The sequence below is a fragment of the Actinomycetospora lemnae genome, from assembly GCF_028737315.1.
Classification (GTDB): Bacteria; Actinomycetota; Actinomycetes; order Mycobacteriales; family Pseudonocardiaceae; genus Actinomycetospora; species Actinomycetospora lemnae.
In genome coordinates, this window is record NZ_JAQZAO010000002.1 from 369,505 (window position 1) to 395,828 (window position 26,324).

The following is a 26,324-nucleotide window of genomic DNA, read 5'->3' on the forward strand; positions in this document are numbered from 1 at the left end:
ATCGCGGTGGTCGGGACGGGCGTGATCGGCGGGAGCTGGGCGCGCCTGTTCCTCGCCCACGGCCACGAGGTCGTCGCCACCGACCCGGCGCCGGGGGCCGAGGAGCGGCTCCCCGACGGCGTGGCCTTCACCCCCGACCCGGCCGAGGCCGTCGCCGGCGCCGACTTCGTCCAGGAGAACGGCCCCGAGCGCCTAGAGGTCAAGCACGCGCTGCTCGCGACGCTCGACGCCGCGGCGCGCCCCGAGGTCGTCATCGCGAGCAGCTCGTCGATGCTGCGGCCCACCGACCTCGCCCGCGGGGTGCCCGGCCACCCCGAGCGGGTGCTCGTCGGGCACCCGTTCAACCCGCCGCACCTCGTCCCGCTCGTCGAGGTCGTGCCCGGGGAGGCGACGTCGGAGGCGGCCGTCGAGGCCGCGATGGCGTTCTACGCGGGCGTCGGCCGCACCCCGCTGCGCCTGCGCGCCGAGCTGCCCGGCCACCTCGCCAACCGGCTCCAGGCCGCGCTGTGGCGCGAGGCGTACTCGCTGGTCGATCGCGGGGTGGCGACCGTCGCCGACGTCGACACCGCGATCACCGAGGGCCCCGGGCTGCGCTGGGCCGCCGTCGGACCGATCACCGGCCAGCACCTCTCCGGCGGCGCCGGCGGGCTCGCGCACGTCCTCGAGCACCTCCACCCCGGCACCGAGGCGCTGTGGGCCGACCTGGGCACCCCGACCATGACCCCCGAGCTCGCCGACCGCCTCGTCACCCAGGTGACCGAGGCCGTCGACGGCACCGACGCCGACACCCTGCTCGCCCGGCGTGACGCGGTCATCCGCGCCGTCCTGACCGCACGGGAGCACTGATGGATCCCGCGATGGACCTCCAGACCCTCACCGCCATCGACGTCCACACCCACGTGGAGCAGGACGCGCACGGCTGCTTCGCGCTGACCGACGAGCTGCTCGACGCCTCGGCGGCGTACTTCCGCAGCGACCAGGACCGCACGCCCACCGTCGAGGCGATCGCCGCGCACTACCGCGAGCGGTCGATGGCCGCGGTCGTGTTCACCGTCGACGCCCCCGCGCAGACCGGGCACCCGCCGCTGTCGAGCGAGGAGATCGTCGAGCGGGCGGCGGCGTTCCCGGACGTGCTCATCCCGTTCGGCTCGGTCGACCCGCACGGCGGGCGGGCGTCGGTGGCGCGGGTGCGCCGGCTGGTCGAGCAGGGGGCCCGGGGGTTCAAGTTCCACCCGACGCTGCAGGGCTTCGAGCCCAACGACCGTGTCTTCTACCCGCTCTACGAGGCGATCGCCGAGGCCGGCGTGCCGGCCCTGTTCCACACCGGCCAGACGGGCATCGGCGCGGGCCTGCCCGGCGGCGCCGGGCTCAAGCTGCGGTACTCGGACCCGATGCTGCTCGACGACGTCGCCGCCGACTTCCCGTCGCTGACCATGATCTTCGCCCACCCGTCGGTGCCGTGGCAGGACGCGGCCATCTCGATCGCCGGCCACAAGGCCAACGTCTACATCGACCTCTCGGGCTGGTCGCCGAAGTACTTCCCGCCGCAGCTGGTGCGCGCGGCGTCGCGGCAGCTGCGCGAGAAGGTGCTGTTCGGCTCCGACTTCCCGGTGATCACGCCGGACCGCTGGCTCGCCGCGTTCGCCGACCTGGACATCCCGGACGGCGTGCGCCCGGCGATCCTCAAGGACAACGCGGCGCGGGTGCTGGGCCTGGCCTGATCAGCCGTCCTGCAGCGCGCGGTCCACCGCCGCCGCGGCGCCGTCGAGGGCGATCGCGCTCTGGCTGCCGTCGGCGAGGTCCTTGAGCTGGATCTCGCCGGCCTCGAGGTCGCGGTCGCCGAGCACGAGCGCGTAGCGGGCCCCGGAGCGGTCGGCGGCCTTCATCGCGCCCTTGAGCCCGCGGTTGCCGTAGGCCAGGTCGGCGCGGATGCCGGCCCGCCGCAGCGCGCCGACGATGCCGACCAGGCGCTCCTTGGCCGCCTCGCCCAGCGGCACGCCGAAGACCTCGACGCGGCCCGCGACGTCGTGCCCGGCCTCCTCGGCGCGGCAGGCGAGCAGCGCCCGGTCGACGCCGAGGCCGAACCCGACGCCCGGGAGCGCCGGCCCGCCGAGCTCGGCCATGAGCCCGTCGTAGCGCCCGCCGCCGCCGATGCCCGACTGCGAGCCCAGACCGTCGTGGACGAACTCGAAGGTCGTCTTCGTGTAGTAGTCGAGCCCGCGCACCATCCACGGGTTCTCGACGTAGGCGACGCCCAGGTCGTCGAGGTAGCGCTTGACCGCGGCGTGGTGCGCGGCGGCCTCGTCGGAGAGGTGGTCGACCATGAGCGGCGCGCCCTCGAGCTGCGCGCGGACCTCGGGGCGCTTGTCGTCGAGCACCCGCAGCGGGTTGATGCGGGCGCGCTCGCGGGTGGGCTCGTCGAGGTCGAGCTTCTCGAGGAAGCGGGTCAGCTCGGCGCGGTACTGCGGGCGGGTCGTGGCGTCGCCGAGGCTCGTGATCTCGAGGCGGTAGCCGCGCAGGCCCAGCGCGCGGAAGCCGGCGTCGGCGACGGCGAGGACCTCGGCGTCCAGGGCCGGGTCGTCGACACCGATCGCCTCGACGCCCACCTGCTGCAGCTGGCGGAACCGCCCGGCCTGGGGGCGCTCGTAGCGGAAGAACGGCCCGGCGTAGCGCAGCTTGACCGGCAGCCCGCCCTTGTCGAGGCCGTGCTCGATGACCGACCGGACGACGCCCGCGGTGCCCTCGGGGCGCAGGGTCACCGAGCGGCCGCCGCGGTCGTCGAACGAGTACATCTCCTTGGACACGACGTCGGTCGACTCGCCGACCCCGCGGGCGTAGAGCGCGGTGTCCTCGAAGACGGGCAGCTCGATGTGCGCGTAGCCGGCGCGGTCGGCCTCGCGGACGAGCGTGTCGCGCACCGTCGTGAACTCGGGCCCGACGTACTCCGGGATGCCCTTGGGCGCGGCGAACCCGCCGGGCGGGACCTGCGCGCTCACAGGTGCCGTCCGGGCGCGCTCGTCAGGCCCTGCACGAACGGGTTGGAGGTGCGCTCCTGACCGACGGTGGTCATCGGGCCGTGGCCGGGCAGCACCGCGGTCTCGTCGGGCAGCGAGAGGATCTTGTCGCGCAGCGACGCCATCATCTCCTCGGTGCTCCCGCCGGGCAGGTCGGTGCGCCCGATGCTGCCCTGGAAGAGCGTGTCGCCGGCCAGCAGGAACGGCTGGCCCTCCTCGGTGGCCGACCGGAACACCACCGAGCCGCGGGTGTGCCCCGGCGTGTGGTCGACGGTCAGGCGCAGGCCGGCGAGCTCGAGCTCCGCGCCGTCGGCGAGGACCTCCACCGAGCGCGGCTCGCGGAACTCCAGCCCCGGGTACATCGCGGCGATCTGCTGGCCCATCGGCCCGACGGAGCCGAGCGGGTCGGCGAGCATGTGCCGGTCCTCGGGGTGGATCCAGGCGGGGATGTCGTCGCCGTCGCAGACGGGCGTGACCGACCACATGTGGTCCATGTGCCCGTGCGTGAGCAGCACCGCCACCGGGGTCAGACGGTGGCGCGCGAGCACCTCGCGCAGCCCCTCCTCGGCGTCCTGGCCCGGATCGACCACCACGGCGGACTCCCCGGGTCCGGGCGCGACCACGAAGCAGTTGGTCTGGAACACCCCGGCCGCGAAGGCCTCGACCAGCACGTCCTCGTCCTCCTCGGCTCGCACGGTGGTGGGATCGGCGACCCGACCAGCCTAGTCGAGACCCTCACGGGGACCGGTCGGCGCGGTTCCTACGATGTCCGCCGTGCCGACGAACGAGCAGCGCCGGAAGGCCGCCAAGCGCAAGCTGGAACGCCAGATCGAACGGCGGGCCGAGCGGGCGAAGCGCCGTCGGCAGCGCCTGGCGCTGATCTCCGTGGTGGCGGTCGTGGCCGTGGTCGCGGTCGCCGCGGGCATCTACTTCCTGGTGTCGGGGCCGAGCGAGCCCGAGCCGGTGGCCGCGCCGGCCTGCCAGTACAACCCCTCGGAGCCGGCCGCCAAGCCCAACACCCCACCGGACCCGAACCCGCCGGCCACCGGCACGGTGAACGTCGACCTGCAGACCTCGCAGGGTGCGATCCCGCTGACACTGGACCGGGCGTCGGCGCCGTGCGCGGTGAACGCCGTGGTCAGCCTCGCGTCGCAGGGCTTCTACGACGACACCCCGTGCCCGCGCCTCGTCACCGGCCAGGGTCTCCAGGTGCTCCAGTGCGGCGACCCGACCGGCTCCGGCGCGGGCGGGCCGGGGTACCAGTACGCCGAGGAGCCCCCGCAGGGCCTGCCGCCGTACCCGGGCGCCGAGGGCCAGGCGTCGACGTACGCCCGCGGCCTCGTCGCCATGGCCAAGAGCTCCCAGCCCGGCTCGACCGGGAGCCAGTTCTTCCTCGTCTACGGCGACTCGGCGCTGCCGCCGGAGTACTCGGTGATCGGGCGGATCGCGACCGAGGGGCTCGCCGTGCTCGACCGCGTCGGCGCGGGCGGCGACGACGGCTCGAACCAGGCGGGCGGCGGGGCACCGAACATCCCGGTGCAGATCCAGCGCGCCGTGGTGGCGGCACCGCCCGCGCCGTAGTCCGGCAGCGTTCCGGCAGCGTCCTGACAGCGCGGGGCGCCACCGTCGGGACACCGCGCCGGACCCCCCGGCGCGGGACCCGACGGGAGGACCCGCCATGCCCACGTTCCCCGGCTCCGCCGGCACCGTCTTCCACGACCGCTGGTCGCCGCAGACCCCGGTCCGCGGCACCGTGGTGCTGCTGCACGGCTACGGCGAGCACCTCGGTCTCTACGACGCCCTGGCGCGGCGGCTCACGGCGCAGGGCCAGGCCGTGTACGCCCTCGACGCGGTCGGCCACGGACGCAGCGAGGGCGAGCGGGCGCTCATCGCGTCGTGGGACCTGCTGGTCGACGACGCCCGCACCCTTGCCGAGATCGCCCGTGCCGACCACCCGCAGGTGCCGCTGACGCTCGTCGGCCACTCCGGCGGGGCGCTCGCCGCGGTCCTGCTGGCGCAGCGCTCGCCCGGGGTGGCGGACGCCGTGGTGCTCTCGGCGGCGCCGATGCGGTCGCAGGACTGGATCCACGAGTGGCTCGCGCTCGGCGAGCCGGAGACCCCGGCCGAGGACCCGCGCGAGGGGCTGAGCACGCACCCCGAGTACGTCGACGCCCTGCTCCACGACCCGCTGACCCACCACGGCGGCTTCCGGCGGGAGACGTTGCAGGCGGTCACCGACACCTGGCCGGAGGTCGCCGACGGGCTGGCCGCCGGCCGGCCGGGAGTACCGGTGCTGCTCGTGCACGGCGAGGCGGACCCGGTCGTGCCGGTCGAGCACTCCCGTCTGACCGCGGACCAGCTGCCCGACGCCCGCGTGGTCACGTTCCCCGGCGACCTCCACGACGTCCTCAACGAGCACGACCGCGACGCCGTGCACGACGCCGTCGCGGCGTTCGTGGACGAGGTGGCGGCGGTCCGGGCGTAGGTCCGGTTCGTCCAAGACGCCTCGTGCGGGCGGGCCCTACCGTCGGTGCATGGCGACGACCGACACCACCGCTCAGGAGCTGATCGCCCTCGTCGACGACTGGGCCGCGGCGATCTGCTCCGACGACGCCGACCGCATCGCCGCGTTCATGGACGACGACTGGGCCATCGTCTCGTGGACGGGCGTGACGAGCCGCGAGGACTTCTTGTCCTTCGTCCGCTCGGGGGCCCTCGGGCACACACGCATGGAGGGGGTCGGCGAGCGCCGGGTGCGCGTGTACGGCGACACCGCCGTGCTGAGCGTGCGGGTCCTGTCCACCGCCCAGTACGGCGGACAGGACATCCCCGCCGACGAGTGGACGAGCGACGTGTTCGTCCGACGCCCCGCGGGCTGGCGGTGCGTGCTGACGCACATCACGCCGGTCCAGGAGTGATCGAAGTACCGATACGGACGTTGAGTGTCCGCGACGGCACTTCGCTGGCACCACCTCAGCCGGCGGGGCTCAGGGGGACGGCGTTGGGGTGCAGGGGCGCGGGGAGGTCGGTGGCGCCGTCGGGGTCGAGGTAGCGGTCGACGGCGGCGGCGGCGGAGCGGCCCTCGGCGATGGCCCAGACGATGAGCGAGGCGCCGCGGTGGGCGTCGCCGCAGACGAACACGCCCGGGGCGTCGGTCTGCCAGTCCGAGCCGCAGCCGATCGAGCCCTTCGGCGTCCGCTCGAGGCCGAGGCCCGGGATGAGCGGCATGTCGTCGGGGCCGGTGAAGCCGATGGAGAACAGCACGAGGTCGCACGGCATCTCGTGCACCTCCTCGCTGGTCGGCACGACCTCGCGGCGCCCGTCGGCGTCGCGGCGCACCTCCACCGACGACAGCTCGACGGCCCGCACGTGGCCGCGGTCGTCGCCGACGAAGCGGCGCACGGCCGTCGCGAACAGGCGCTCGCCGCCCTCCTCGAGCGCCGGCGGGGTGCGGAACACGTACGGCCAGGTCGGCCAGGGCGACGACGACTCCTCGCGGGTCTTCGGCGGCGGCGGGTACTGGTCGAGCTGGTGCACGCCGATCGCGCCCTGGCGGGTGGCGGTGCCGTAGCAGTCGGCGCCGGTGTCGCCGCCGCCGATGATGACGACGTTCTTGCCGCGCGCGTTGATCGGCGAGGGCCCGTCGCCCTCGCACTCGCGGTTGGCCGGGACCAGGTACTCCATCGCCAGGTGGATGCCCTCGAGGTCGCGGCCCTCGATCGTCCGGTCGTCGCGCCCGGCCAGCGCCCCGACCGCGAGCACCACCGCGTCGTGGTCGGCGCGCAGGCGCTCGACCGGCATGTCGTCGCCCCCGACCTCGCAGTTCGTCACGAAGCGGGTGCCCTCGGTGCGCATCTGCTCGAGGCGCCGGTCGACCTCCCACTTCTCGAACTTGAACTCCGGGATGCCGTAGCGCATGAGCCCGCCGAGGCGGTCGTCGCGCTCGTAGACGGTGACGTCGTGGCCGGCGCGCGTGAGCTGCTGGGCCGCGGCGAGACCCGCCGGCCCGGATCCGACCACGGCGACCCGCTTGCCCGTGCTGATCGCGGGCGGCTGCGGCGTGACGTGGCCGTCGAGCCAGCCGTTCTCCGCGATCGACCACTCGACGCGCTTGATCGCCACCGCGCCGGGCTGGCTCGTGATCGACAGGACGCACGCCGCCTCGCACGGCGCGGGGCACAGCGCGCCCGTGAACTCGGGGAAGTTGTTCGTCGCGTGCAGTCGTTCGGTCGCGCGCGCCCACTCCCCCCGCCGCACGTGGTCGTTCCACTCGGGGATGAGGTTGCCGAGCGGACAGCCCGCCCCGCCGGAGTGGCAGAACGGGATGCCGCAGTCCATGCAGCGCGCGGCCTGCGTCTGCGTGCCCGCGCGGACCTCCGGGTCGGTCAGCGGGGCGTAGAGCTCGTGCCAGTCGGTGCGGCGCTGCTCGACCGGACGCTTGGGGTTGTCCTGCCGCTCGTACTTGAGGAACCCGCGCGGGTCAGCCACCGGCCGCCACCTCCATGATCACCTCGTCGGGGTCGCGCCCCTCGGCCTGGGCGCGCTGCGTCGCGTCGAGGACGCGGCGGAAGTCGTCGGGCATCACCTTGGTGAACCGGCGGACGGTGTCGTCCCACGCGGCGAGCAGGGCCGCCGCCCGCGGCGACCCGGTGAGCTCCTGGTGGCGCACCACGATGCCGTGCAGCCAGTCGGCGTCCTCGTCGTCGACCGCGTCGAGCGAGACCATCTCGCTGTTCACCCGGCTCTCGGGCAGGTCGAGCACGTAGGCGATGCCCCCGGACATGCCCGCGCCGAGGTTGCGGCCCGTGGTGCCGAGCACGACGACGCGCCCGCCCGTCATGTACTCGCAGGCGTGGTCACCGGTGCCCTCGACGACGGCGAGCGCGCCGGAGTTGCGCACGCAGAACCGCTCGCCGACCTGCCCGCGCAGGAACACCTCGCCGCCGGTCGCGCCGTAGGCGATGACGTTGCCGGCGATGACGTGGCGCTCCTCGGCGGTGCCCGCGAACGGGGCCCGGTCGTCGGGCCGCACGATCACCCGCCCGCCGGACAGCCCCTTGGCCAGGTAGTCGTTGGCGTCGCCGACGAGGTCGAGCGTCATCCCCGGCGGCAGGAACGCGCCGAACGACTGGCCCGCCGACCCGTGGAGCTCGACGTGGATCGTGTCGTCGGGCAGCCCGTCGCGGCCGTGGCGGCGCGTCACCTCGGCGCCGGTGAGGGTGCCGACGGTGCGGTTGACGTTGCGGACCGGCATCTCCAGGCGCACCGGCGTCGCGTCGGCCAGGGCGCCCTCGGCGAGCTGCATCAACGTGCGGTCGAGCGCCCGGTCCAGGCCGTGGTCCTGCTCCCGGGTGCGGATACGGTCGGTCGACGCGCCCTCGGGCACGTCGGGCACCGTGAACAGCGGCGTCAGGTCGATGCCGCGGGCCTTCCAGTTGTCGATCGCCTCGCGGCCGTCGATCAGCTCGGCGTGCCCGATGGCCTCGTCGAGCGAGCGGAAGCCCAGCTCGGCGAGGTGCTCGCGGACCTCCTCGGCGACGAACCAGAAGAAGTTCTCGACGAACTCCGGCCGGCCGGTGTAGCGCTTGCGCAGCTCCGGGTTCTGGGTCGCGACGCCGACCGGGCAGGTGTCGAGGTGGCAGACGCGCATCATGATGCAGCCGTTGACGACGAGCGGGGCGGTCGAGAAGCCGTACTCCTCGGCGCCGAGCAGCGCGCCGATGATGACGTCGCGGCCGGTCTTCATCTGGCCGTCGACCTGCACGGTGATGCGATCGCGCAGACCGTTGATCATCAGCGTCTGCTGGGTGTCGGCCAGGCCGATCTCCCACGGCGCGCCGGCGTGCTTGAGCGAGGTCAGCGGCGCGGCGCCCGTGCCGCCCTCGTAGCCCGAGATCAGCACGACGTCGCTGTGCGCCTTGGCCACCCCCGCCGCGACCGTGCCGACGCCGACCGAGGCCACCAGCTTCACGTGGATGCGGGCGTGCTCGTTGGCGTTCTTGAGGTCGTGGATGAGCTGCTTGAGGTCCTCGATCGAGTAGATGTCGTGGTGCGGCGGCGGTGAGATGAGTCCGACGCCCGGCGTCGAGTACCGCACCTCGGCGATCCACGGGTAGACCTTCTGGCCCGCGAGCTGGCCGCCCTCCCCCGGCTTGGCCCCCTGCGCCATCTTGATCTGGATGTCGGTGCAGTTCACCAGGTACTCGCTGGTCACGCCGAAGCGGCCGGACGCGACCTGCTTGATCGACGACCGCTTCGACGGGTCGTAGAGCCGGACCGGGTCCTCGCCGCCCTCGCCGGTGTTCGACTTGCCGCCGATGTTGTTCATGGCGATCGCGAGGTCGGTGTGCGCCTCGGCCGAGATCGAGCCGTAGGACATCGCGCCCGTCGCGAAGCGCTTGACGATCTCGGTCGCCGGCTCGACCTCCTCGAGCGGGATCGGCGTCCGCTCCTCCGTCTTCAGCCGGAACATCCCGCGCAGCGCGCCGCCCGACTCGAGCAGCCGGTTGACCTCGGCCGTGTACTTCTTGAACACGTCCCACTGCCTGGTGCGCGTGGAGTGCTGCAGCAGGAAGACGGTCTCGGGGCTGAACAGGTGCAGCTCGCCCTCGCGCCGGTAGGCGTACTCGCCGCCGACCTCGAGCTTGCGGTGCTTGCGCTCCCCCGGGTTGTCCGGGTACGCGCGACGGTGGCGCTCGGCGGCCTCGCGGGCGACGAGGTCCAGCCCGCCGCCGCCGAGCTTCGACGACGTGCCCCAGAAGAACTCGTCGACGAACTCCTGCGAGAGCCCGAGCGCCTCGAACGCCTGCGCCGCGGTGTAGCCCGAGACCGTGGAGATGCCCATCTTCGACATCACCTTGCGCACGCCCTTGACCAGCGCGTTGATGAAGTTCCGGACGGCCTGCTCGCAGTCGACGCCCTGCAGCCACCCGTTGTTGATCATGTCTTCGATGGACTCGAAGGCCAGGTACGGGTTGACCGCCGCCGCGCCGTAGCCCAGCAGCAGCGCGACGTGGTGCACCTCGCGGGCGTCGCCGCACTCGGCGACGAGCGCCACCTGGGTGCGCTCCCGGGTGCCGACGAGGTGGTGGTGCACCGCGGAGACCAGCAGCAGGGCCGGGATCGGCGCCCACTGCGCGTCGGAGTCGCGGTCGGAGAGCACGAGGATGCGCTTGCCGGCGGCGATGGCCTCCGACGACTCGCGCCGCACGCGGTCCAGCGCCTCGCGCAGCGCCTGCTCGCCGCCGTCCACCTCGTAGAGGCCGCTGATGACGGTGGCGGCGAAGCCGGGCATGTCGCCGTCGTCGTTGATGTGGATGAGCTTGGCCAGGTCGTCGTTGTCGATGACCGGGTCGGGCAGCACGACCTGGCGGCAGGACGCGGGCCCCGGGTGGAAGAGGTTCTGCTCGGGACCGATCGCTCGCGCCATCGAGGTCACGAGCTCCTCGCGGATGGCGTCCAACGGCGGGTTGGTGACCTGGGCGAACAGCTGGACGAAGTAGTCGTAGAGCATCCGGGCCCGTGACGAGAGGGCCGCGGTGGGCGTGTCCGTGCCCATCGACCCCAGCGGCTCGGCGCCCGTCGTCGCCATCGGCGCGAGGAGGATGCGCTGCTCCTCCTCGGTGTAACCGAACGTCTGCTGACGGCGCATCACGGACTCGTGGGTGTGCACGACGTGCTCGCGCGCCGGCAGCTCGTCGAGCCGGATGAGGCCCGCGTGCAGCCACTCGCCGTACGGCGCCTCGGCGGCCAGCGCGCTCTTGTAGGCGTCGTCGTCGACGATCCCCACGCCCTGTTCCCCCGTCGCTGCGCTCGCCCCGGAGCGGGTGTCCACCAGGAACATCCGCCCCGGCCGCAGCCGGCCCTTGGCCAGCACGTGCTCCGGGTCGACCTCCAGGACGCCGGACTCGCTCGCGAGCACGACCCGGTCGTCGTCGAGGTGCCACCAGCGCGCCGGACGCAGGCCGTTGCGGTCGAGGGTGGCCCCCATCAGCGTGCCGTCGGTGAACACGACGGCCGCCGGACCGTCCCACGGCTCCATCAGCGTGGCGTGGAACCGGTAGAAGTCGCGCTGGTCGGCGGGCATCTCGGCGTGGTTCTCCCACGCCTCGGGGATCATCATCATCACCGCGTGCGGCATCGCACGGCCGCCGAGCACGAGGAGCTCGAGCACCTCGTCGAAGCTCGCCGAGTCGGACACCGCCTCCGGTGACACCGGCATCGCGCGCTGCAGGTCGCCCGGGAAGAGGTCGGTCGCGAGCAGCGCCTCGCGGGCCCGCATGCGGTTGCGGTTGCCGCGGATGGTGTTGATCTCACCGTTGTGCGCCATGCACCGGTACGGGTGCGCCAGCGGCCAGCTCGGGAAGGTGTTGGTCGAGAACCGGCTGTGCACGACGGCGATGGCGCTGACCAGCCGGTCGTCGCGCAGGTCGGGGAAGAACAGGGGCAGCTGGTCGGTGGTCAGCATGCCCTTGTAGGTCATGGTGCGGCTCGACAGCGAGGCGATGTAGACCCCGCAGCCCTCCTCCTGCGACTGGCGCTCGACGCGCTTGCGCAGGATCCAGGCGAGGCGGTCGAGCGCGAGGCCGCTCGCCGACCGATCGGGCGTCGCGACGACCAGCTGCGCGAAGTGCGGCATCGCCCCGCGCGCCACCGACCCGACGTCGGCGCCCTCGGGGTCGACGGGCACGTCCCGCCAACCCAGGACGTCGAGCCCCTCCTCGGCGGCGATGCGCTCGAGCAGCGACACCGCCTTGACCCGGTCGTCCGCGTCCGCGGGCAGGAACGCGAGCCCGGTGGCGTAGGCGAGGACGGGCGCCCCGCCGTCGGGCGAGGGCTGGGGCTCGGGCAGGTCGAAGTCGACGGTGGCGCGCAGCAGCCCGTCCGGCACCTGGATCATGATCCCGGCGCCGTCGCCGCTGGTCGGCTCGCTGCCGGCCGCGCCGCGGTGGTCGAGGTTGTGCAGCACCGTCAGGGCGTCGCGCACGATGTCGTGACTCGCCACGCCGCGGGCGTGCGCGACCGCGCCGACACCGCAGGCGTCGTGCTCGTGGGCCGGGTCGTACAGCCCCTGCCGACCCGGTGTCGATGCGCCAGGCAGTACGGCCATCGGTGCCTCCTCGTCGTCACGGGACGGGTGGTGGGTGACCCGGGGACGACGATGGCCCAGGACGGATGCGCAGCGGGTCCGTGGAGGTCCCGGAGAATTCGACGGAGGTCGTCGTCCGGGGACGGGCACGGACCGGCGGCGCGGGACCCCGACGTCCTGCGCGGTGCGCGATCGATGGTAGTCCGTGGACGACCGTGTGGCGCGCCGGTGAACGGCCGGCGCCCGTGTGATGCGGCTAGCTCTTGGCGGCCGACGGGGGCTCCGCCGGCGCGTCCTCCTCCTGCTCCGGGTCGGCGGGCTCCGCGTCGACGCTGCTGCTGTCGGCCGACCCGCCCTTGCCGCCGGGCGCCGCCGCGGGCGTCCGCTCCGAGTACCGCACCTGCGCCTCGTTCTCGGAGCGCTGGTCCTCGTCCGGGTCCCCGGTACTTCCGTTGCGTGTCACGGGATTCGACGTACCCGGGCCGTCGTCGCCCGAACCGGCATCGGAGGTGGTGTCGCCGGGGGCCTCGCCGGTGCCGTGCGGGTCGGGGCCCTGGTCCGCCGCGCGCCCGAAGACCTCCCGCGGACGGCCGCGCATCCACACGAGGTAGGCCACCGCCCCCGCGAACACCAGCGCGGAGACCACGACGTTGATCCGGACGTCGCCGAACACGCGGGTCGCGGGGTCGGTGCGCATCAGCTCGATGACGAAGCGGCCGGCCGTGTAGCCCGCGACGTAGAGCGCGAACGCGCGGCCGTGGGAGAGCCGGAAGCGCCGGTCGGCCCACACCACGAGGGCGGCGACGGCGAGGTTCCAGAGCAGCTCGTAGAGGAACGTCGGGTGCACGACCGCCACGGGCGTCGTGTCGAGCGCGACGCCGGCGAGGTTGTCGGGCAGGCCCGTCGAGGGGTCGACGCGGCGGTAGAGCTCGAGGCCCCACGGCAGCGTCGTCGGGGCGCCGTAGAGCTCCTGGTTGAACCAGTTGCCCAGCCGGCCGATGGCCTGCGCGGTGACGATGCCGGGCGCGGCGGCGTCCGCGAACGCCGTCAGCGGCACCCCGCGGCGCCGGCACCCGATCCAGGCGCCCACGCCGCCCAGCGCGATCGCGCCCCAGATGCCGAGCCCGCCCTGCCAGATGTACAGCGCGGCCACCGGGTCGCCGCCAGGCCCGAAGTAGGTCGGCCAGTCGGTGGCGACGTGGTAGAGCCGCCCACCGGTCAGCCCGAACGGCACCGCGAACACGGCGATGTCGGTGACGGTGCCGGGCTCGCCGCCGCGGGCGACGAAGCGGCGCTCGGTCCAGAGGATCGCCACGACGATCCCGACGATGATGCAGAGCGCGTACGCGCGCAGCGGCACCGGCCCGAGCTGCCAGACGCCCTGGGGCGGGCTGGGCAGGTAGGTGGGCAGGTAGGTGGGCAGAGACGTGGGCAGAGACATGGGCAGAGCCGTGGCCGCTGTCTGCACCGCTGGGAGCACGGCCGCCACGCTATCGCCCGACGGTCAGCGCCCCGTGTGCTGGCCCCGCACCCCGGCGGCGAGCTCGGTGGTCAGCCGCGCGACGGCCGCGCGCCCGTGCTCGGCCGCGCTGACGAGCGCCGAGCCGACGATGACGCCGTCGGCGAAGCCCGCCACCTCGCCGGCCTGGGCGCCGTTGCGCACACCGAGACCGACGCCGATCGGGAGGTCCGTGTGCGCGCGGGCGCGGGCGACGAGGGTGGACGCCGTGCCGGACACCGCGTCGCGGGCGCCCGTCACGCCCATCGTCGAGGCGGCGTAGAGGAAGCCCCGCGTGGCCGCGGTGGTGGCGGCGATGCGCTCGTCGGTGGACGACGGCGCGACGAGGAAGATCGGGGCGATGCCCTCGCGGTCGGCGGCGGCGAGCCAGCCCGTCGGTCCCGAGGCCTCGTCGGGCACGAGGTCCGGGGTGATGACGCCGAGCCCGCCGGCGTTCGCCAGGTCGCGGGCGAAGGCGGCCGGGCCTCCCCCGCCCTCCCGCCCGCTGCCGTAGCGCAGCACCGGGTTCCAGTACGTCATGACCACCGCGCGGCCACCGCGGGCGGCGAGCTGCTCCACGACCCCGAGCGTGTCGCGCACCCGGACCCCGGCCCGCAGCGCGGTCTCCACGGCGTGCTGGACCACGGGGCCGTCGAGCACCGGGTCGGAGTACGGCAGCCCGACCTCGACGAGGTCCGCGCCGGCGTCCAGCACCTGCGTGAGCAGGCCCAGCGAGCCCTTCACCGTCGGGTAGCCGGCGGGCAGGTAGCCGATGAGGGCGGCGCGGTCCTCGGCCTTCGCGGCGGCGAAGACCTCGCCGAGGCGGTCGACACCGGTGAGCGAGGCGGTCACAGCTCCCGCTCCCCGCTCGCCACGGCGCCGTCGGCGTCGACGGGCCCGGGCGGGGGCTCGGTCGGCAGCGACTCCGGGTCGACGACGCCGAACCACCGCGCGGCGGTGTCGACGTCCTTGTCGCCGCGGCCGGAGAGGTTGACGAGGATCGTCGCGTCGGGACCGAGTTCCGCGACCAGCTGCGGACCGAGGCGCAGCGCGCCCGCGATCGCGTGGGCGGACTCGATCGCCGGGATGATGCCCTCGGTGCGGCACAGCAGGCGGAAGGCCTCCATGGCCTCGGCGTCGGTGACCGGCTCGTAGGTCGCGCGGCCGGAGTCGGCGAGGAAGGCGTGCTCGGGGCCGACGCCCGGGTAGTCGAGGCCCGCCGAGATCGAGTGCGTCTCGAGCGTCTGCCCGTCCTCGTCCTGCAGCAGGTAGGACATCGCCCCGTGCAGCGCGCCGGGCGAGCCGCCGGTGATCGACGCGGCGTGCCGGCCGGTCTCCACGCCGTCGCCCGCGGCCTCGAAGCCGACGAGCCGGACGCCCTCGTCGTCGAGGAACGGGTGGAAGATCCCGATGGCGTTGGAGCCGCCGCCCACGCACGCCGCGACGGCGTCGGGCAGCCGGCCGTACGCGGCGAGCACCTGCTCGCGGGCCTCGAGGCCGATGACGCGGTGGAAGTCGCGGACCATCCGCGGGAACGGGTGCGGGCCGGCGGCGGTGCCGAGGATGTAGTGGGTGTGCTCGACGCTCGCCACCCAGTCGCGGTACGCCTCGTTGAGCGCGTCCTTGAGGGTGCGCGAGCCGGTGGTCACCGGGACGACCTCGGCGCCGAGCAGCCGCATCCGCGCGACGTTGAGCGCCTGGCGCTCGGTGTCGACCTCGCCCATGTAGACCACGCACTCCAGGCCCATGAGCGCCGCGGCCGTCGCCGTCGCCACCCCGTGCTGGCCGGCGCCGGTCTCGGCGATGACGCGGGTCTTGCCCATGCGCCGGGTCAGCAGGGCCTGGCCCAGCACGTTGTTGATCTTGTGCGAGCCGGTGTGGTTGAGGTCCTCGCGCTTGAGCAGGATGCGCGCTCCGCCCGCGTGCTCCGAGAGGCGCCGCGCGTCGGTGACCGGGGACGGGCGCCCGGCGTAGTCGCGCTGGAGGCGGTCGAGCTCGGCGAGGAACTCGGGGTCGCGGCGCGCCTTCTCGTACTCCGCGGCGACCTCGTCGACCGCGGCGATGAGGGCCTCGGGCATGTACCGGCCGCCGTAGGGGCCGAAGTGCCCCGCCTCGTCGGGTTCGTGCGTGGTCCCGGCGAGACCCGAGCTGGCCGACGTCATCGTGGTGCTTCTTCCTGCGCGGCGGAGGGGACGCCGGTGATGCTACGAGGGCCGGCGAGGGGGATACGGCGCAGCGTCAGCGCGCGGGCTTCGGGCACGCCGGGTGCGACCCGGCGGTGACCAGCTGACGCACCGCGGCGCGCGGGTCCTCGGCCGTCGCCATCGACTCGCCGACCAGGACCGCGTCGGCGCCGTGGCCGGCGTAGGTCATGAGGTCGCCCGGCCCGCGGACGCCGGACTCGGCCACCCGGATCACCTCGCCGGGCAGGCCCGGGGCGATGCGGCTGAACACCGAGCGGTCGACCTCGAGGGTGTGGAGGTCGCGGGCGTTGATGCCGACGAGCTTGGCGCCGGCCCGCAGCGCCATGTCGGCCTCCTCCTCGTTGTGCACCTCGACCAGGGCCGTCATCCCGAGGGACTCGACCCGGTCGACGAGCGCGTCGAGGGCGTTCTGCTCGAGCACCGAGCACATGAGCAGCACGAGGTCCGCGCCGTGGGCCCGCGCCTCGTGCACCTGGTAGGTGCCGACCACGAAGTCCTTGCGCAGCACCGGGACGTCGACCGTCGCGCGCACCGCGTCGAGGTCGTCGAGCGAGCCGCCGAAGAACCGCTGCTCGGTGAGCACGCTGATGACCCGCGCGCCGCCGTCGACGTAGCGGCCGGCGAGCCACGCCGGGTCCGGGATGTCGGCCATGTGACCCTTGGAGGGGCTCGCGCGCTTGACCTCCGCGATGACCCCGATGCCGGGGCCCTGGAGGGCGGCGAGCGCGTCGCGCGCGGGCGGCGCGGAGGCCGCCTTGTCCTTGATGACGTCGAAGGGGACGGCGGCTTCCCGGGCGGCGAGGTCGGCTCGGACCCCTTCGAGGATCTGCTCCAGGACGCTCACGCCGGGTCTGCCCCTTTCCCCCGTCCGAGTTCGCTCCATGTTAACCCGCCCCTCCCGGAGGTCCTGCCACCCCGTCGGAGCGTCCGGATCGCGTGCCGTCCGGCGGCGGTGACTCCGCCTCGTGGGTGGGGTGGCTCGTCGGTCCGTGCGTGGGCTCCCCGGTGGGGTCACGTCCCTCGTCGAGGGCCTCCCACAGCGCGCGGTCCGGGTCGGCGGGACGGGGCCGCCCGCCCGCCGCGCCGGGCGCGTCGTACTGCGCGCCCATCCGCGGCAGGACCGCGGCCCAGCGGATCGTCAGCAGGCCCGCGGCGAGCATGAGCAGCCCCCCGAGCAGCGCGAGCAGCGGGCCGCCGACGACGGCCTCGGCCGGCAGCGGCCGGTCACCCGGGCGCACACCGACGGGCAGCGCCTCGGTCGCGGGGGCGACCAGCCCGGTGGCGGCGCGCAGCACCGCCCAGAGCCCGGCGACGGCCACGAGCGTGCCGACGACCCGGCGCCCCCAGCCCGCCGTCGCGACGAGCCCGCCGACGGCGGCCAGGCACAGCAGCGCCCAGGGCACGAGGATCGGCTCGGCGGTCGCGCCGTCGGCCGTGCTGGTGCGCGGCCCCGGGACGCCCTCGACGACCTGGCTGACCCACGTCAGCCGCGACGCCCCCCACAGCACCGCCGCGGCCACGGCGAGCAGCACCGCGAGCATCCCGAGCAGGCGCCCGGGCGGGGCGGAGGGGCGGCGCGGGACGGTCACGGCACGGCCGGCTCGGGATCGCCGACGCGGTCGGCAGGAGCACCGGCGCCGTCACCGGCACCGGCCTCCGCCGTGGCCGAGGCGGCGGTCTGCGGCGCGGCGACGGTGCCGGCCGCCGCGACGGCGGCGAGCACCGCGCGGGCCTTGTTGACGCACTCGGCGTCCTCGGCCACCGGGTCGGAGTCGGCGACGATGCCCCCGCCCGACTGCACGTAGGCCACGCCGTCGCGCAGCAGGCCGGTGCGGATCGCGATGGCGGTGTCGGCGTCGCCGGCGAAGTCGAGGTAACCGACGATGCCGCCGTAGAGACCGCGGCGCGTGGGCTCGAGCTCCTCGATGATCTCGAGGGCCTTGGGCTTCGGCGCGCCGGACAGCGTGCCGGCCGGGAAGCAGGCGGCCACCGCGTCGAACGCCGTGCGCCCCGGCGCGAGCCGCCCGGTGACCGTGCTGACCAGGTGCATCACGTGGCTGTAGCGCTCGATCTCGAAGAACCGGCGCACCGTCACCGTGCCCGGCACGCAGACGCGACCGAGGTCGTTGCGCCCGAGGTCGACGAGCATGAGGTGCTCGGCGCGCTCCTTCTCGTCGGCGAGGAGGTCCTTCGCGAGGAGGGTGTCCTCCTCGGCGTCGACGCCGCGCCAGCGCGTGCCGGCGATGGGGTGGGTGGTGGCGACGCCGTCCCGGACCGTCACCAGCGCCTCGGGGCTCGACCCGACGATCTCGAACGGCCGGCCCTGGCCGTCCTCGAGGCGCAGCAGGTACATGTACGGGCTGGGGTTGGTCATCCGCAGCACCCGGTAGATCTCCAGCGCGTCGGCCGCCGTGTCGGCCTCGAAGCGCTGGGAGAGGACCACCTGGAACGCGTCGCCGGCGCGGATGCGCTCCTTGGCGACCTCGATGGCCGCGTGGTGCTCCTCCGGCGAGCGGCGGCGGCGCACGACGTCGGGGCCCGGGCGCGCGGCCGCGGACACCGTCGCCACCGTCGACGGGGCGGGCGCGGCGAGCTCGGCGGCCATGCGGTCGAGCCGGGCGATCGCGTCGTCGTACGCCGCGTCGGCACGCTCGGGGCTGTCGTCCCAGTTCACCGCGTTGGCGATGAGCGTGACCGTGCCCTCGTGGTGGTCGAGCGCGGCCACGTCGGTGGCGAGCAGCATGACCGTCTCGGGGATGTGCAGATCGTCCTGCGCGTGCTCCGGCACCCGCTCGAGGCGGCGCACCGCGTCGTAACCGACGTAGCCGACGAGCCCGCCGGTGAGCGGCGGCAGCCCGGGCAGCGGGTCGGTGCGCAGGCGCTGCAGCGTCTCGCGCAGGACGGCCAGCGGGTCGTCCCATCCCTCCTCGTCGTCCGGGCCGCCGGGCAGGCCCACCGGCACCTGGCCGGTCCAGGTGGCCCGCCCGTCGGTCTCGGTGAGCGTCGCGGCGCTGCGGGCGCCGACGAAGCTCCACCGCGACCACGACTCGCCGTGGGCCGCCGACTCGAGCAGGAACGTGCCGGGGCGCCGCCCGGCGAGCTTGCGGTAGAGCCCGACCGGCGTCTCCCCGTCGGCCAGGAGCCGCCGCGTCACCGGGATGACGCGGTGGTGCGCGGCCAGCGCGTGGAACCCCGCCCGGTCGGGCGCGACCACGCCGAGAGGGGCGGCGGAGGGGGCGGACGCGGACACGGACCTCATTGTGGCCCCCTCCCCCGACAGCCCCCGGCAACCGGGTCCGGCGCCACGCGCGTGGTCATCGGGCTCCGTCGCCTGCCGGACGTGCCGATCGGGGGCCCCCGGAGATCACGAGCACACCACGCACCCCGGGACCGCCCACCACGGGCACCAGGTCGCCCCTGATCAGGCGCGCCCCGCCTCTCCGGTCGCCTCCACCGCCGGCTCCCCCGCGGGCTCCGGCGGCGGCGCCGCGCGGACCCGGGCGGCGACGGCCACCGCGCCGAGCACCACCGCGCAGCCCAGCAGCTGCAGCACGCCGGGGCGCTCGCCGAGGATCACGGCGCCGAGCAGGACCGCGCCGACGGGCTGGAGCAGCAGGATCGAGGCGCCGGTCGAGGACGGCAGCCGGGGCAGCGCGGACGCGATGAGCACCCAGCCGGTCACCTGCCCGACGACCGCGAGCGCGACGAGCCACCCGATCGCGGGCCAGCCGGGGGCGAGGTCGACGCCCTGCCAGAACGAGCCGACGACGAAGGACGTGGCGCCCGCGCCGACGGTGGCGATCGCGACCGGGGTGAAGCGCTGGCCCGGCCCGGCCCCGAGCCGCACGAACAGCAGGTAGCCGGCGTACGCGACGGCGGCGACGAGCGCGGTGACCGTGCCGCGGACCGGCGCGGACCCCACCACCGCCTCGCTCCCGCCGACCAGCCCGCCCGCGAGCGCGACGCCGACGAGCATCACGGGCACCGCGAGCACGAACGTGCGCCGCACCCGCTCGCCGAGGACCAGGAACGCGAGCAGCGGCAGGATCACGACCTGCGCGTTGACGACGACCGTCGACACCCCGGCGCCGACCGTGCGCACCGACTCCGCCCACAGCGTCATGTCCAGCCCGAGGAGCACCCCGCCGAGCAGCAGCACGAACGGGCGGTTCCCGGTCGACGCCGCGCGGCGCCGCCGGCGGCGCCGCTCCAGGACCGCCAGGGGCACGAGCAGCGGCAGGGCCAGCGCGCAGCGGAAGAAGGTGGCGGTCCCCGGGCTCGTGCCCGCGAGCGCGATGAAGATCGGCGAGAACGCGATGCAGAGGCTCCCGGCCACCGCGACGAGCCGCGCGTCGACCCGCGGGGCGGGGACGGGGTGGGCGTCGGGGCGGGCGAGGGAGCGGGTCACGTCCTCGATGGTCGGGGGCGCGACCGTTGCCGACCAGCGAGGTTTCCTGGCCCCGACCCGTTACGTTCGCTGATGTGTTCGCGCTCGACCGTCTCCGCGCCCTCGACGCGCTGGCGCGTCACGGCTCGATCGCCGGCGCCGCGGGCGCGCTGCACCTCACGCCGTCGGCGGTGTCCCAGCAGCTCGCCAAGCTCGAGCGCGACGCCGGCGCGCCGCTGACCGAGCCCGCCGGGCGGGGACTGCGGCTCACGCCCGCCGGGCGGATGCTCGCCGAGCACGCCACGGAGATCCTCGCCCGGGTCGCCGCCGCCCGGCTCGACCTCGACCGGCTGCGCGACGAGGTGGTCGGCGAGCTGCGGATCGGCGCGATCCCGACCTCGGTGCACGCGCTCGCCCCGCCCACGCTCTCCCGGCTGCGCGCGGCGCACCCGGACCTGCGCGTGGCCCTCGCCGACGGGGAGGCCGAGGAGACGCTGCCGGCGGTGCTCGCCGGCGACCTGGACCTCGCGGTCGTCGAGAACTGGGAGGGCCTGCCCGCGCCGATCCCGCCCGGCACCTCGCGGGCGCGCCTGTGCGAGGACGTCATCGACCTGCTGCTGCCCGCCGACCACCGGCTGGCGGGCCGGGGACCGGTGGACCTCGGCGACGTCGACGACCTCGACTGGGTGGCCGACGGCGACGACAACCGCGCCGGCGCCTGGCTGGTGCACACGCTGCGCGCGGCCGGGCTCGAGCCGCGGGTGACGTGCCGCGTGCGGGGCTTCGGGATGCACATCGAGCTCGTCGCGGGCATCGGCGTCGCGGCACTGGTCCCCCGCCTCGCGCGACCGCCGCTGCCGGCGAGCGTCGCCGTCGTCGCCACCGACCCGTGCCTGCGCCGCAGCATCGACGCCGTCTGGCGCACCGACCGCGGCACCGCGGCCGTCCGCGCGGCCGTCGACGCGTTCCGTGCCGTCGCGGCCGAGCGGGACGGGCTGCCGGAGGCCGGGTGAGGTGCCGCCTCGCGGCGGGAGGGCGTTCCCCACGCGGGCAGGGGTGCGGGCGGAGCGCCCGCGGGACGAGGAGGACGAGATGACCGTGGACCGTCACCCGGGTGCGGGACCGCTCGCGACGATCGCCGTCGACGTCGCGTCGAGCGACCGCCACCTCGAGCAGATCGTGGAGCTGCAGCGGCGCAACCTGCGCGACCGGGTCGCTGCCGACGAGCAGGCGACGCACGGGTTCGTCTTCGCCGAGCACACGGTCCCGCTCCTGCGGACGATGGCGGCCGCGCTGCCGCAGGTGATCGCCACGAGCGGCGGCGTCGTCGTGGGCTACAACCTGGCGATGTCGGTCGCCCTGCGCGACACCATGCCCCAGCTGGTGCCGATGTTCGACGAGTTCGACCGGACGGTCTACCGGGGCCGACCGCTGTCGACGTACGAGTTCGTGGTGGGTGGCCAGGTCTGCGTGGACCGCGCCTTCCGCGGACGGGGCCTGCTCGGGCGGCTCTACCGGGAGACCGTGGACCGGGCGCCGCGCGGCGTCGAGCTGTGCGTCACCGAGATCGCCGCGCGCAACGCGGTGTCGCTGAAGGCCCACCGGAGAGCGGGGTTCGAGGTGATCAGCAGCTACCACGACGGCGCGGAGCTGTGGTGCATCGCCGTGTGGGACCGCAGGTCCCCGCCACCGGGCGGCTGAGTGGCAGCCGCCGCGGACCTACCGGTCCGGCGGCGCCCCGCGCCACGATGCACGGGTGCTGCTGGGGCGTGACGCCGACCTGGCGGCGCTGCGCGCGCACCTGGCGGCGTCCCGCCTGGTGACGGTGACCGGCGTCGGCGGGGTCGGCAAGACGGCGCTCGCGCTGGCGGTCGCAGCCGAGGGGTCGGGACGCACGGCGGTGTGCGAGCTCGCGGCCGTCACGCGCGCCGAGGACGTCGCCGTCGCCGTCGGCGAGGCCCTCGGCTTCCCGTCGCTGGACGCCGCGGTCGTCGGGCTCAGCGGCGTCCGCATGCTCGTCGTGCTGGACAACGCCGAGCACGTGCTCGACGCGGCCGCGGACGCCGCCCGCCGGTTGCTGGCGACGTCCCCGGGGATCTCGGTACTGGCCACCAGCCGCGAGCCCTTGGAACTGCCCGGCGAGCGGGTGGTCCCGTTGTCGCCCCTGGCCCTGCCGGACGACGACGACCCCGAGCACCTGCGGGACTCGCCCGCGGCGGCGCTGCTGCTGTCGCGGGCGCGCGACGCGGGCAGTGACGTCACCCTCGACATCGACTCCGCGCCGGCGGTCGCGGCGCTGTGCCGACGGCTCGACGGCCTCCCGCTCGCGTTGGAGCTGGCCGCGGCCCGGACCCGCAGCCTCACGCCCGCCGAGATCCTCACCCACCTCGACGAGCGGCTGGACCTGCTGAGCCGGTCCCGCGACCGGGGCCCGTCACGGCACCGGAGCCTGGAGACCGCGATCGCCTGGTCCTACGCCCGCCTGCCCGGCCCCACCGCCCGGTTCTTCGACCGGCTCGGGGTGTTCGACGGCCGCTTCACCGCGCAGGAGGCCCGCGCGGTGGCCGGGGCTCCGGGGGCGGACGTCCTGGAGGTCGTCGAGCAGCTCGACCACCTCGTCTCCCGGTCGATGCTGACCGTGCGCCAGCAGGCCGACCGCAGCTGGTACGGCCTGCTCGACACGCTGCGCGCCTTCGCCCGCGCGCGGCTGGCCGAGCGCGGGGAGCTCGAGGCCGTCCGGGACCGCCGGGTCGACCGGCTGGTCGAGCCGGCCGGGGCGACGCGGTGGGACGAGGCACTGTCCGGGGGCCCGGACGCGGCACCGCTCGGCCCTCACGGGCTCGGGACCCCGACCGACGTGCTGAACGCGGTGCGCTGGTGCCTCGACCGTGACGACGGGCCGGCCCGCGCCGTCGTCCTGGTCCGCCAGCTCGTGCGGGTCGTGTACCGCGCGCGGCCGGAGCCCGTCGCCGAGCTCGGCGAGGCCCTGCTCGAGCGCTGGCGCGATCGGCGGGTCCCGGCGTGGGCGGAGTTCGCCGCGGTGACCGCGTTCGCTCACATGGCCGTCCGCAGCACCGACCGCGCCGCCGAGGTCGCCGGGGCGGCCCTGTCCGCCGACCCGAGCCCGTTCGCCGAGGTCCTCGCGCTGCGCACCCTGTCGTTCCACGAGGTGGTGGCCGGCCGGCCCGAGCGGGCCCTCGCCTGGACCGATCGCGCGGTCGCCGCCGCCGACACCCGCGGCGCCCCCGCGTGGGCGAGCGAGATGCGGACCTACCGGGCGAGTGCCCTCGTCGCCCTGGGCCGGTTCGGGGACGCGGCGCGGCAGGCCGACGAGGCCCACGCGCAGGCCGTGGCCGCCGGCGGCGGGTTCCCGGAGGTCCTCGCGGCGCTGATCCGCGCCAACCTCCTCGTGCCCACCGAGCCCGCGCTCGCCCGGAAGCTGCTGCTCGGGGTGGCCCAGCGGTCGCGCGACGGCGGCCACCCGCTGGTGGAGGGACCGTGCTCCTGGTCGCTGGCCCGCATCGCGCTGCGGGACGACGGCCCGGCGCAGGCCGCGGACCGGCTGGCCGCGGCGCTGGAGCTGTTCGTGCGCATCGGGCACACCCTCCCGTTGCGGGTGACGCTGCGGTGGGTGGCCGTGCTGGTCGGCACGGCCGGGCGCGCCGAGGCGGCCGCGGCCCTGCGCGCCGCCGCCGGCGACGCCCACACGCTCACCCTCTACGAGTGGCCGTGGTCCGATCTCGTCGCCGAGGAGCCGACGGAGGGCGACGTCGTGGCGCCGCCTCTCCGCGAGGCCGTCGCCCTGGCCAGGCGGGAGCTCGACGCGCTGCGCGGCCCGGCGGCGCCGGAGACCGCCGACGTCCCGCCGGAGGGCGACGCGACGCCGCCGCGGGGACCGAACCGCTTCCGGCTCGACGGCGCGGTCTGGACGGTGTCGTACGCCGGGCAGACCGTCCGTCTCCCCGACGCGAAGGGGATGCACGACCTGGCGGCCCTGCTCGCCCGCCCGGGCCGGGAGGTGCACAGCACCGAGCTCATCGGCGCCGCGGTCGAGCAGCCCGCCGGCGGCGAGGTCCTCGACGCCCGGGCCCGCCGCGATTACGAGGCGCGCATCCGCCGGCTGCAGGACGACCTCGACGAGGCCGAGCACGCCGGCGACCGCGGGCGGGCCGAGGCGGCGCGGCTGGAGCTCGACCTGCTCGTCGACCAGCTGACCGCCGCGACCGGCCTGCACGGGCGTGCCCGGCGACCGGGCGGGACCGGCGAGCGGGCGCGCTCGGCGGTGACCTGGCGGATCCGGGCCGCGCTGCGACGGCTCGAGGAGGTGCACCCGCAGCTCGGCCGCCACCTGCGCAGCGCGGTCCGCACCGGGACGTGGTGCTGCTACGCCCCCGAGGACGACGTCGCCTGGCGCGTGGGCTGATGGGTCCCGGGCAGCAGGGCGCACCCGCCGAGCGCCGCACCGGCGGCGACCGCGATGGCCGGCGCCGGGTGCCCGGTCCACACCGTCACGGCCCCGGCGAGGCCGGGGCCGAGCAGCGCGCCCACGGCCGTCGCGGTGTAGAGCGCGCCGAACCGGCCGCCGAGCCCGGCCGGGCCGTACCGCTCGGCGAGGGCCGCGGGGAGCGACGCGACGTACCCGCCGTGGCACGTCCCGAAGGCGGCCGCGAACACGAGGACGGCGAGCGGCCGCGGTCCGGCCACCAGCCACCAGGCCAGCGCCGCGCCCAACCCGAGCGCGCTCGCTCGCAGGGCCGCGGAGGTGCCGACCCGGAGCGCGACAGCGGCGAAGAGCAGCCGTCCCGCCAGGCTCGCCACGCTCATCACCGAGACCATCGCCGCGGCGGACGAGAGCCCCGAGCCGTGCGCCGACGCGTACGCGGGCAGGTGTGCGAAGGGGACGAACACCGCCGCCGAGACCGCCGCGCTGCTGAGGTACCAGCGGATGGCACCGGCCGGCGCCGCCGCCGGCTCCACCGCCGCCACCAGCGCCGTCACCACCGCCGGCCGTGCGGCTCGGGTGGACCCGGTCGCGGGCACGACGGCCGCCCCGGCGCCGAGCACCGCCGCCGTGACACCGCCCAACGCCAGCAGGCCGGCCGTCGGCCCGTACCCGTCGGCCACCCACGTCGCGGCCGGCACGAGCACCGCGCTGCCGGCCGCGCCGCCCGCGGACACCAGGGCGATCGCGGACGCCCGGCCGGGGGCGGGTCCGATCCCGACGACGGTCAGCATCGGCACGAGCACGCAGCCGGCGCCGCCGCCGACGCCCAGGACGGCCGCCACGACGGCGACCGGCAGCGTGGGTGCGGCGGCGACGGCGAGGAGGCCGGCCGGGAGCAGCACCGCGCCGGCGGCGAGCAACGGACGTGCCCCGCGCCGCTGGGCGAGTGGCCCCGTCACGGCGCCCGCCAGCAACGACGTCGAGACGGCGAGGGCGAACACCGCGTGACCTGTGCCCGCGGCCGATCCGAACCCGGCGGTGATCCCTCCGGCCAGGGCGCCGAGAGCGGTGACCGTCCCCAGTGCCGAAGCCGTCGCGAGCGAGGCCACGCCGACGAGCAACCACGACGTGCCCTGCACCGCCCGCCGCGCGAGGCGGGGGGTGGTCACCGACCCGTGGCGTCGGCACGCAGGGCGAGGGCGAGGTCCGCCACGCCCTCGACGCCGAGGTCCGCGTACGGCTCGATGTCGACGAAACCGTGCTCGCGGTACAGCCGGTCCGCAACGGCCATGACCGTCGGCTTGGTCTGCAGCCGGAGCTCGACGAAGCCGAGATCACGCGCTGCGGCGATCGCCTCGACGAGCAGGGCCCGTCCGACGCCCCGGCCCCGCGCGCTGGGCCGGACGTACATCCGCTTGAGCTCACCGACGGCACCGGCGAGCCGGTGCACGCCGGCCATCCCCGCCGGCCGTCCGCCGACGGACGCCACGACCAGCACGCCCTCCGGTGGCCGGTAGTACCGCTCCAGGTCGGAGAACTCCGTGCTCGCCCGCGGCTGCGCGACCGTCAGGTCGATGGCGACGGCGTCCGCCAGCCACCGCCGGTACTCGTCGAGCAGCACGGCCGCCGCCCGCCAGTCCGGCGCGGCCCGGGCGCGGGACACGGCGATGGGTGCGCGAGGCACGGTCG

Annotated in this window: 21 protein-coding genes; 8 read left to right on the forward strand and 13 right to left on the reverse strand. The window is 75.5% G+C overall.

Translation table 11 applies throughout. The annotated features are described in order from the left end of the window. The first annotated feature begins 6 nt into the window (after positions 1-6). On the forward strand, positions 7-846 hold the full coding sequence (locus PGB27_RS05440; RefSeq protein ID WP_274199323.1) for a 3-hydroxyacyl-CoA dehydrogenase NAD-binding domain-containing protein: 840 nt from the start codon (positions 7-9) through the stop codon (positions 844-846). 11 nt (positions 847-857) lie between these two features. Then, positions 858-1,721: an amidohydrolase family protein gene (locus PGB27_RS05445; RefSeq protein WP_274199324.1), complete on the forward strand. Its 864-nt coding sequence runs from the start codon at positions 858-860 to the stop codon at positions 1,719-1,721. Here the strand turns inward: PGB27_RS05445 and hisS are convergent, their stop codons facing one another. Then, positions 1,722-2,996 (reverse strand): histidine--tRNA ligase, encoded by a 1,275-nt coding sequence (gene hisS / locus PGB27_RS05450; RefSeq protein WP_274199325.1) that lies wholly within the window; start codon positions 2,994-2,996, stop codon positions 1,722-1,724. Continuing rightward, the gene (locus PGB27_RS05455) at positions 2,993-3,685 is read right to left on the reverse strand and encodes an MBL fold metallo-hydrolase (RefSeq protein WP_274199620.1); all 693 of its coding nucleotides are present in this window, start codon (positions 3,683-3,685) and stop codon (positions 2,993-2,995) included. The genes hisS and PGB27_RS05455 overlap by 4 nt, the downstream gene beginning before the upstream one ends. A 103-nt stretch (positions 3,686-3,788) precedes the next feature. Between PGB27_RS05455 and PGB27_RS05460 the strand changes: the two genes are divergently transcribed. From PGB27_RS05460 to PGB27_RS05470, 3 genes are all read left to right on the forward strand, one after another. Then, a complete protein-coding gene (locus tag PGB27_RS05460) occupies positions 3,789-4,595 on the forward strand; it encodes a peptidylprolyl isomerase (protein ID WP_274199326.1) in 807 nt (268 codons plus the stop codon). A 97-nt stretch (positions 4,596-4,692) separates the two neighbouring features. After that, entirely contained in the window at positions 4,693-5,499 is an 807-nt protein-coding gene (locus PGB27_RS05465) for an alpha/beta fold hydrolase (RefSeq protein ID WP_274199327.1), read from the forward strand. Between the two features lie 49 nt (positions 5,500-5,548). Continuing rightward, on the forward strand, positions 5,549-5,932 hold the full coding sequence (locus tag PGB27_RS05470; RefSeq protein WP_274199328.1) for a nuclear transport factor 2 family protein: 384 nt from the start codon (positions 5,549-5,551) through the stop codon (positions 5,930-5,932). A 55-nt stretch (positions 5,933-5,987) separates the two neighbouring features. Here the strand turns inward: PGB27_RS05470 and PGB27_RS05475 are convergent, their stop codons facing one another. The 9 genes from PGB27_RS05475 to PGB27_RS05515 form a co-directional block, all read right to left on the reverse strand. Further along, positions 5,988-7,502, reverse strand: coding sequence for a glutamate synthase subunit beta (locus PGB27_RS05475; protein ID WP_274199329.1), 1,515 nt, complete (start codon positions 7,500-7,502; stop codon positions 5,988-5,990). Next, a complete protein-coding gene (gltB, locus tag PGB27_RS05480) occupies positions 7,495-12,123 on the reverse strand; it encodes a glutamate synthase large subunit (RefSeq protein ID WP_408630011.1) in 4,629 nt (1,542 codons plus the stop codon). The genes PGB27_RS05475 and gltB overlap by 8 nt, the downstream gene beginning before the upstream one ends. A 235-nt stretch (positions 12,124-12,358) precedes the next feature. Further along, positions 12,359-13,543 (reverse strand): prolipoprotein diacylglyceryl transferase, encoded by a 1,185-nt coding sequence (gene lgt, locus PGB27_RS05485; RefSeq protein ID WP_274199330.1) that lies wholly within the window; start codon positions 13,541-13,543, stop codon positions 12,359-12,361. A gap of 63 nt (positions 13,544-13,606) precedes the next feature. Further along, on the reverse strand, positions 13,607-14,452 hold the full coding sequence (trpA, locus tag PGB27_RS05490) for a tryptophan synthase subunit alpha (protein WP_274199331.1): 846 nt from the start codon (positions 14,450-14,452) through the stop codon (positions 13,607-13,609). After that, a complete protein-coding gene (gene trpB / locus PGB27_RS05495) occupies positions 14,449-15,762 on the reverse strand; it encodes a tryptophan synthase subunit beta (protein WP_274199332.1) in 1,314 nt (437 codons plus the stop codon). The genes trpA and trpB overlap by 4 nt, the downstream gene beginning before the upstream one ends. 76 nt (positions 15,763-15,838) lie before the next feature. After that, positions 15,839-16,648: an indole-3-glycerol phosphate synthase TrpC gene (gene trpC / locus PGB27_RS05500; protein WP_274199333.1), complete on the reverse strand. Its 810-nt coding sequence runs from the start codon at positions 16,646-16,648 to the stop codon at positions 15,839-15,841. 40 nt (positions 16,649-16,688) lie between these two features. Next, on the reverse strand, positions 16,689-17,393 hold the full coding sequence (locus tag PGB27_RS05505) for a Trp biosynthesis-associated membrane protein (RefSeq protein WP_274199334.1): 705 nt from the start codon (positions 17,391-17,393) through the stop codon (positions 16,689-16,691). Next, a complete protein-coding gene (locus PGB27_RS05510; protein ID WP_274199335.1) occupies positions 17,390-19,054 on the reverse strand; it encodes an anthranilate synthase component I in 1,665 nt (554 codons plus the stop codon). The genes PGB27_RS05505 and PGB27_RS05510 overlap by 4 nt, the downstream gene beginning before the upstream one ends. Before the next feature lie 171 nt (positions 19,055-19,225). Continuing rightward, on the reverse strand, positions 19,226-20,212 hold the full coding sequence (locus tag PGB27_RS05515) for a DMT family transporter (protein ID WP_274199336.1): 987 nt from the start codon (positions 20,210-20,212) through the stop codon (positions 19,226-19,228). A 74-nt stretch (positions 20,213-20,286) separates the two neighbouring features. On the opposite strand from PGB27_RS05515, the gene PGB27_RS05520 reads away from it, so the two are divergent. The 3 genes from PGB27_RS05520 (at position 20,287) to PGB27_RS05530 (ending at position 24,614) form a co-directional block, all read left to right on the forward strand. Beyond that, a complete protein-coding gene (locus tag PGB27_RS05520; RefSeq protein WP_274199337.1) occupies positions 20,287-21,204 on the forward strand; it encodes a LysR family transcriptional regulator in 918 nt (305 codons plus the stop codon). A 79-nt stretch (positions 21,205-21,283) separates the two neighbouring features. Beyond that, positions 21,284-21,892 (forward strand): GNAT family N-acetyltransferase, encoded by a 609-nt coding sequence (locus PGB27_RS05525; RefSeq protein WP_274199338.1) that lies wholly within the window; start codon positions 21,284-21,286, stop codon positions 21,890-21,892. 55 nt (positions 21,893-21,947) lie between these two features. Then, complete coding sequence (locus PGB27_RS05530) at positions 21,948-24,614, forward strand: ATP-binding protein (protein ID WP_274199339.1); 2,667 nt, start codon at positions 21,948-21,950, stop codon at positions 24,612-24,614. Here the strand turns inward: PGB27_RS05530 and PGB27_RS05535 are convergent. Both PGB27_RS05535 and PGB27_RS05540 read right to left on the reverse strand, forming a co-directional pair. After that, positions 24,575-25,804: an MFS transporter gene (locus PGB27_RS05535; protein ID WP_274199340.1), complete on the reverse strand. Its 1,230-nt coding sequence runs from the start codon at positions 25,802-25,804 to the stop codon at positions 24,575-24,577. The two genes, PGB27_RS05530 and PGB27_RS05535, sit on opposite strands and share 40 nt — an antisense overlap. Beyond that, positions 25,801-26,319, reverse strand: a complete 519-nt coding sequence (locus PGB27_RS05540) for a GNAT family N-acetyltransferase (RefSeq protein ID WP_274199341.1) — start codon at positions 26,317-26,319, stop codon at positions 25,801-25,803. Before PGB27_RS05540 ends, PGB27_RS05535 begins: the two co-directional genes overlap by 4 nt. Between the last annotated feature and the right edge of the window lie 5 nt (positions 26,320-26,324).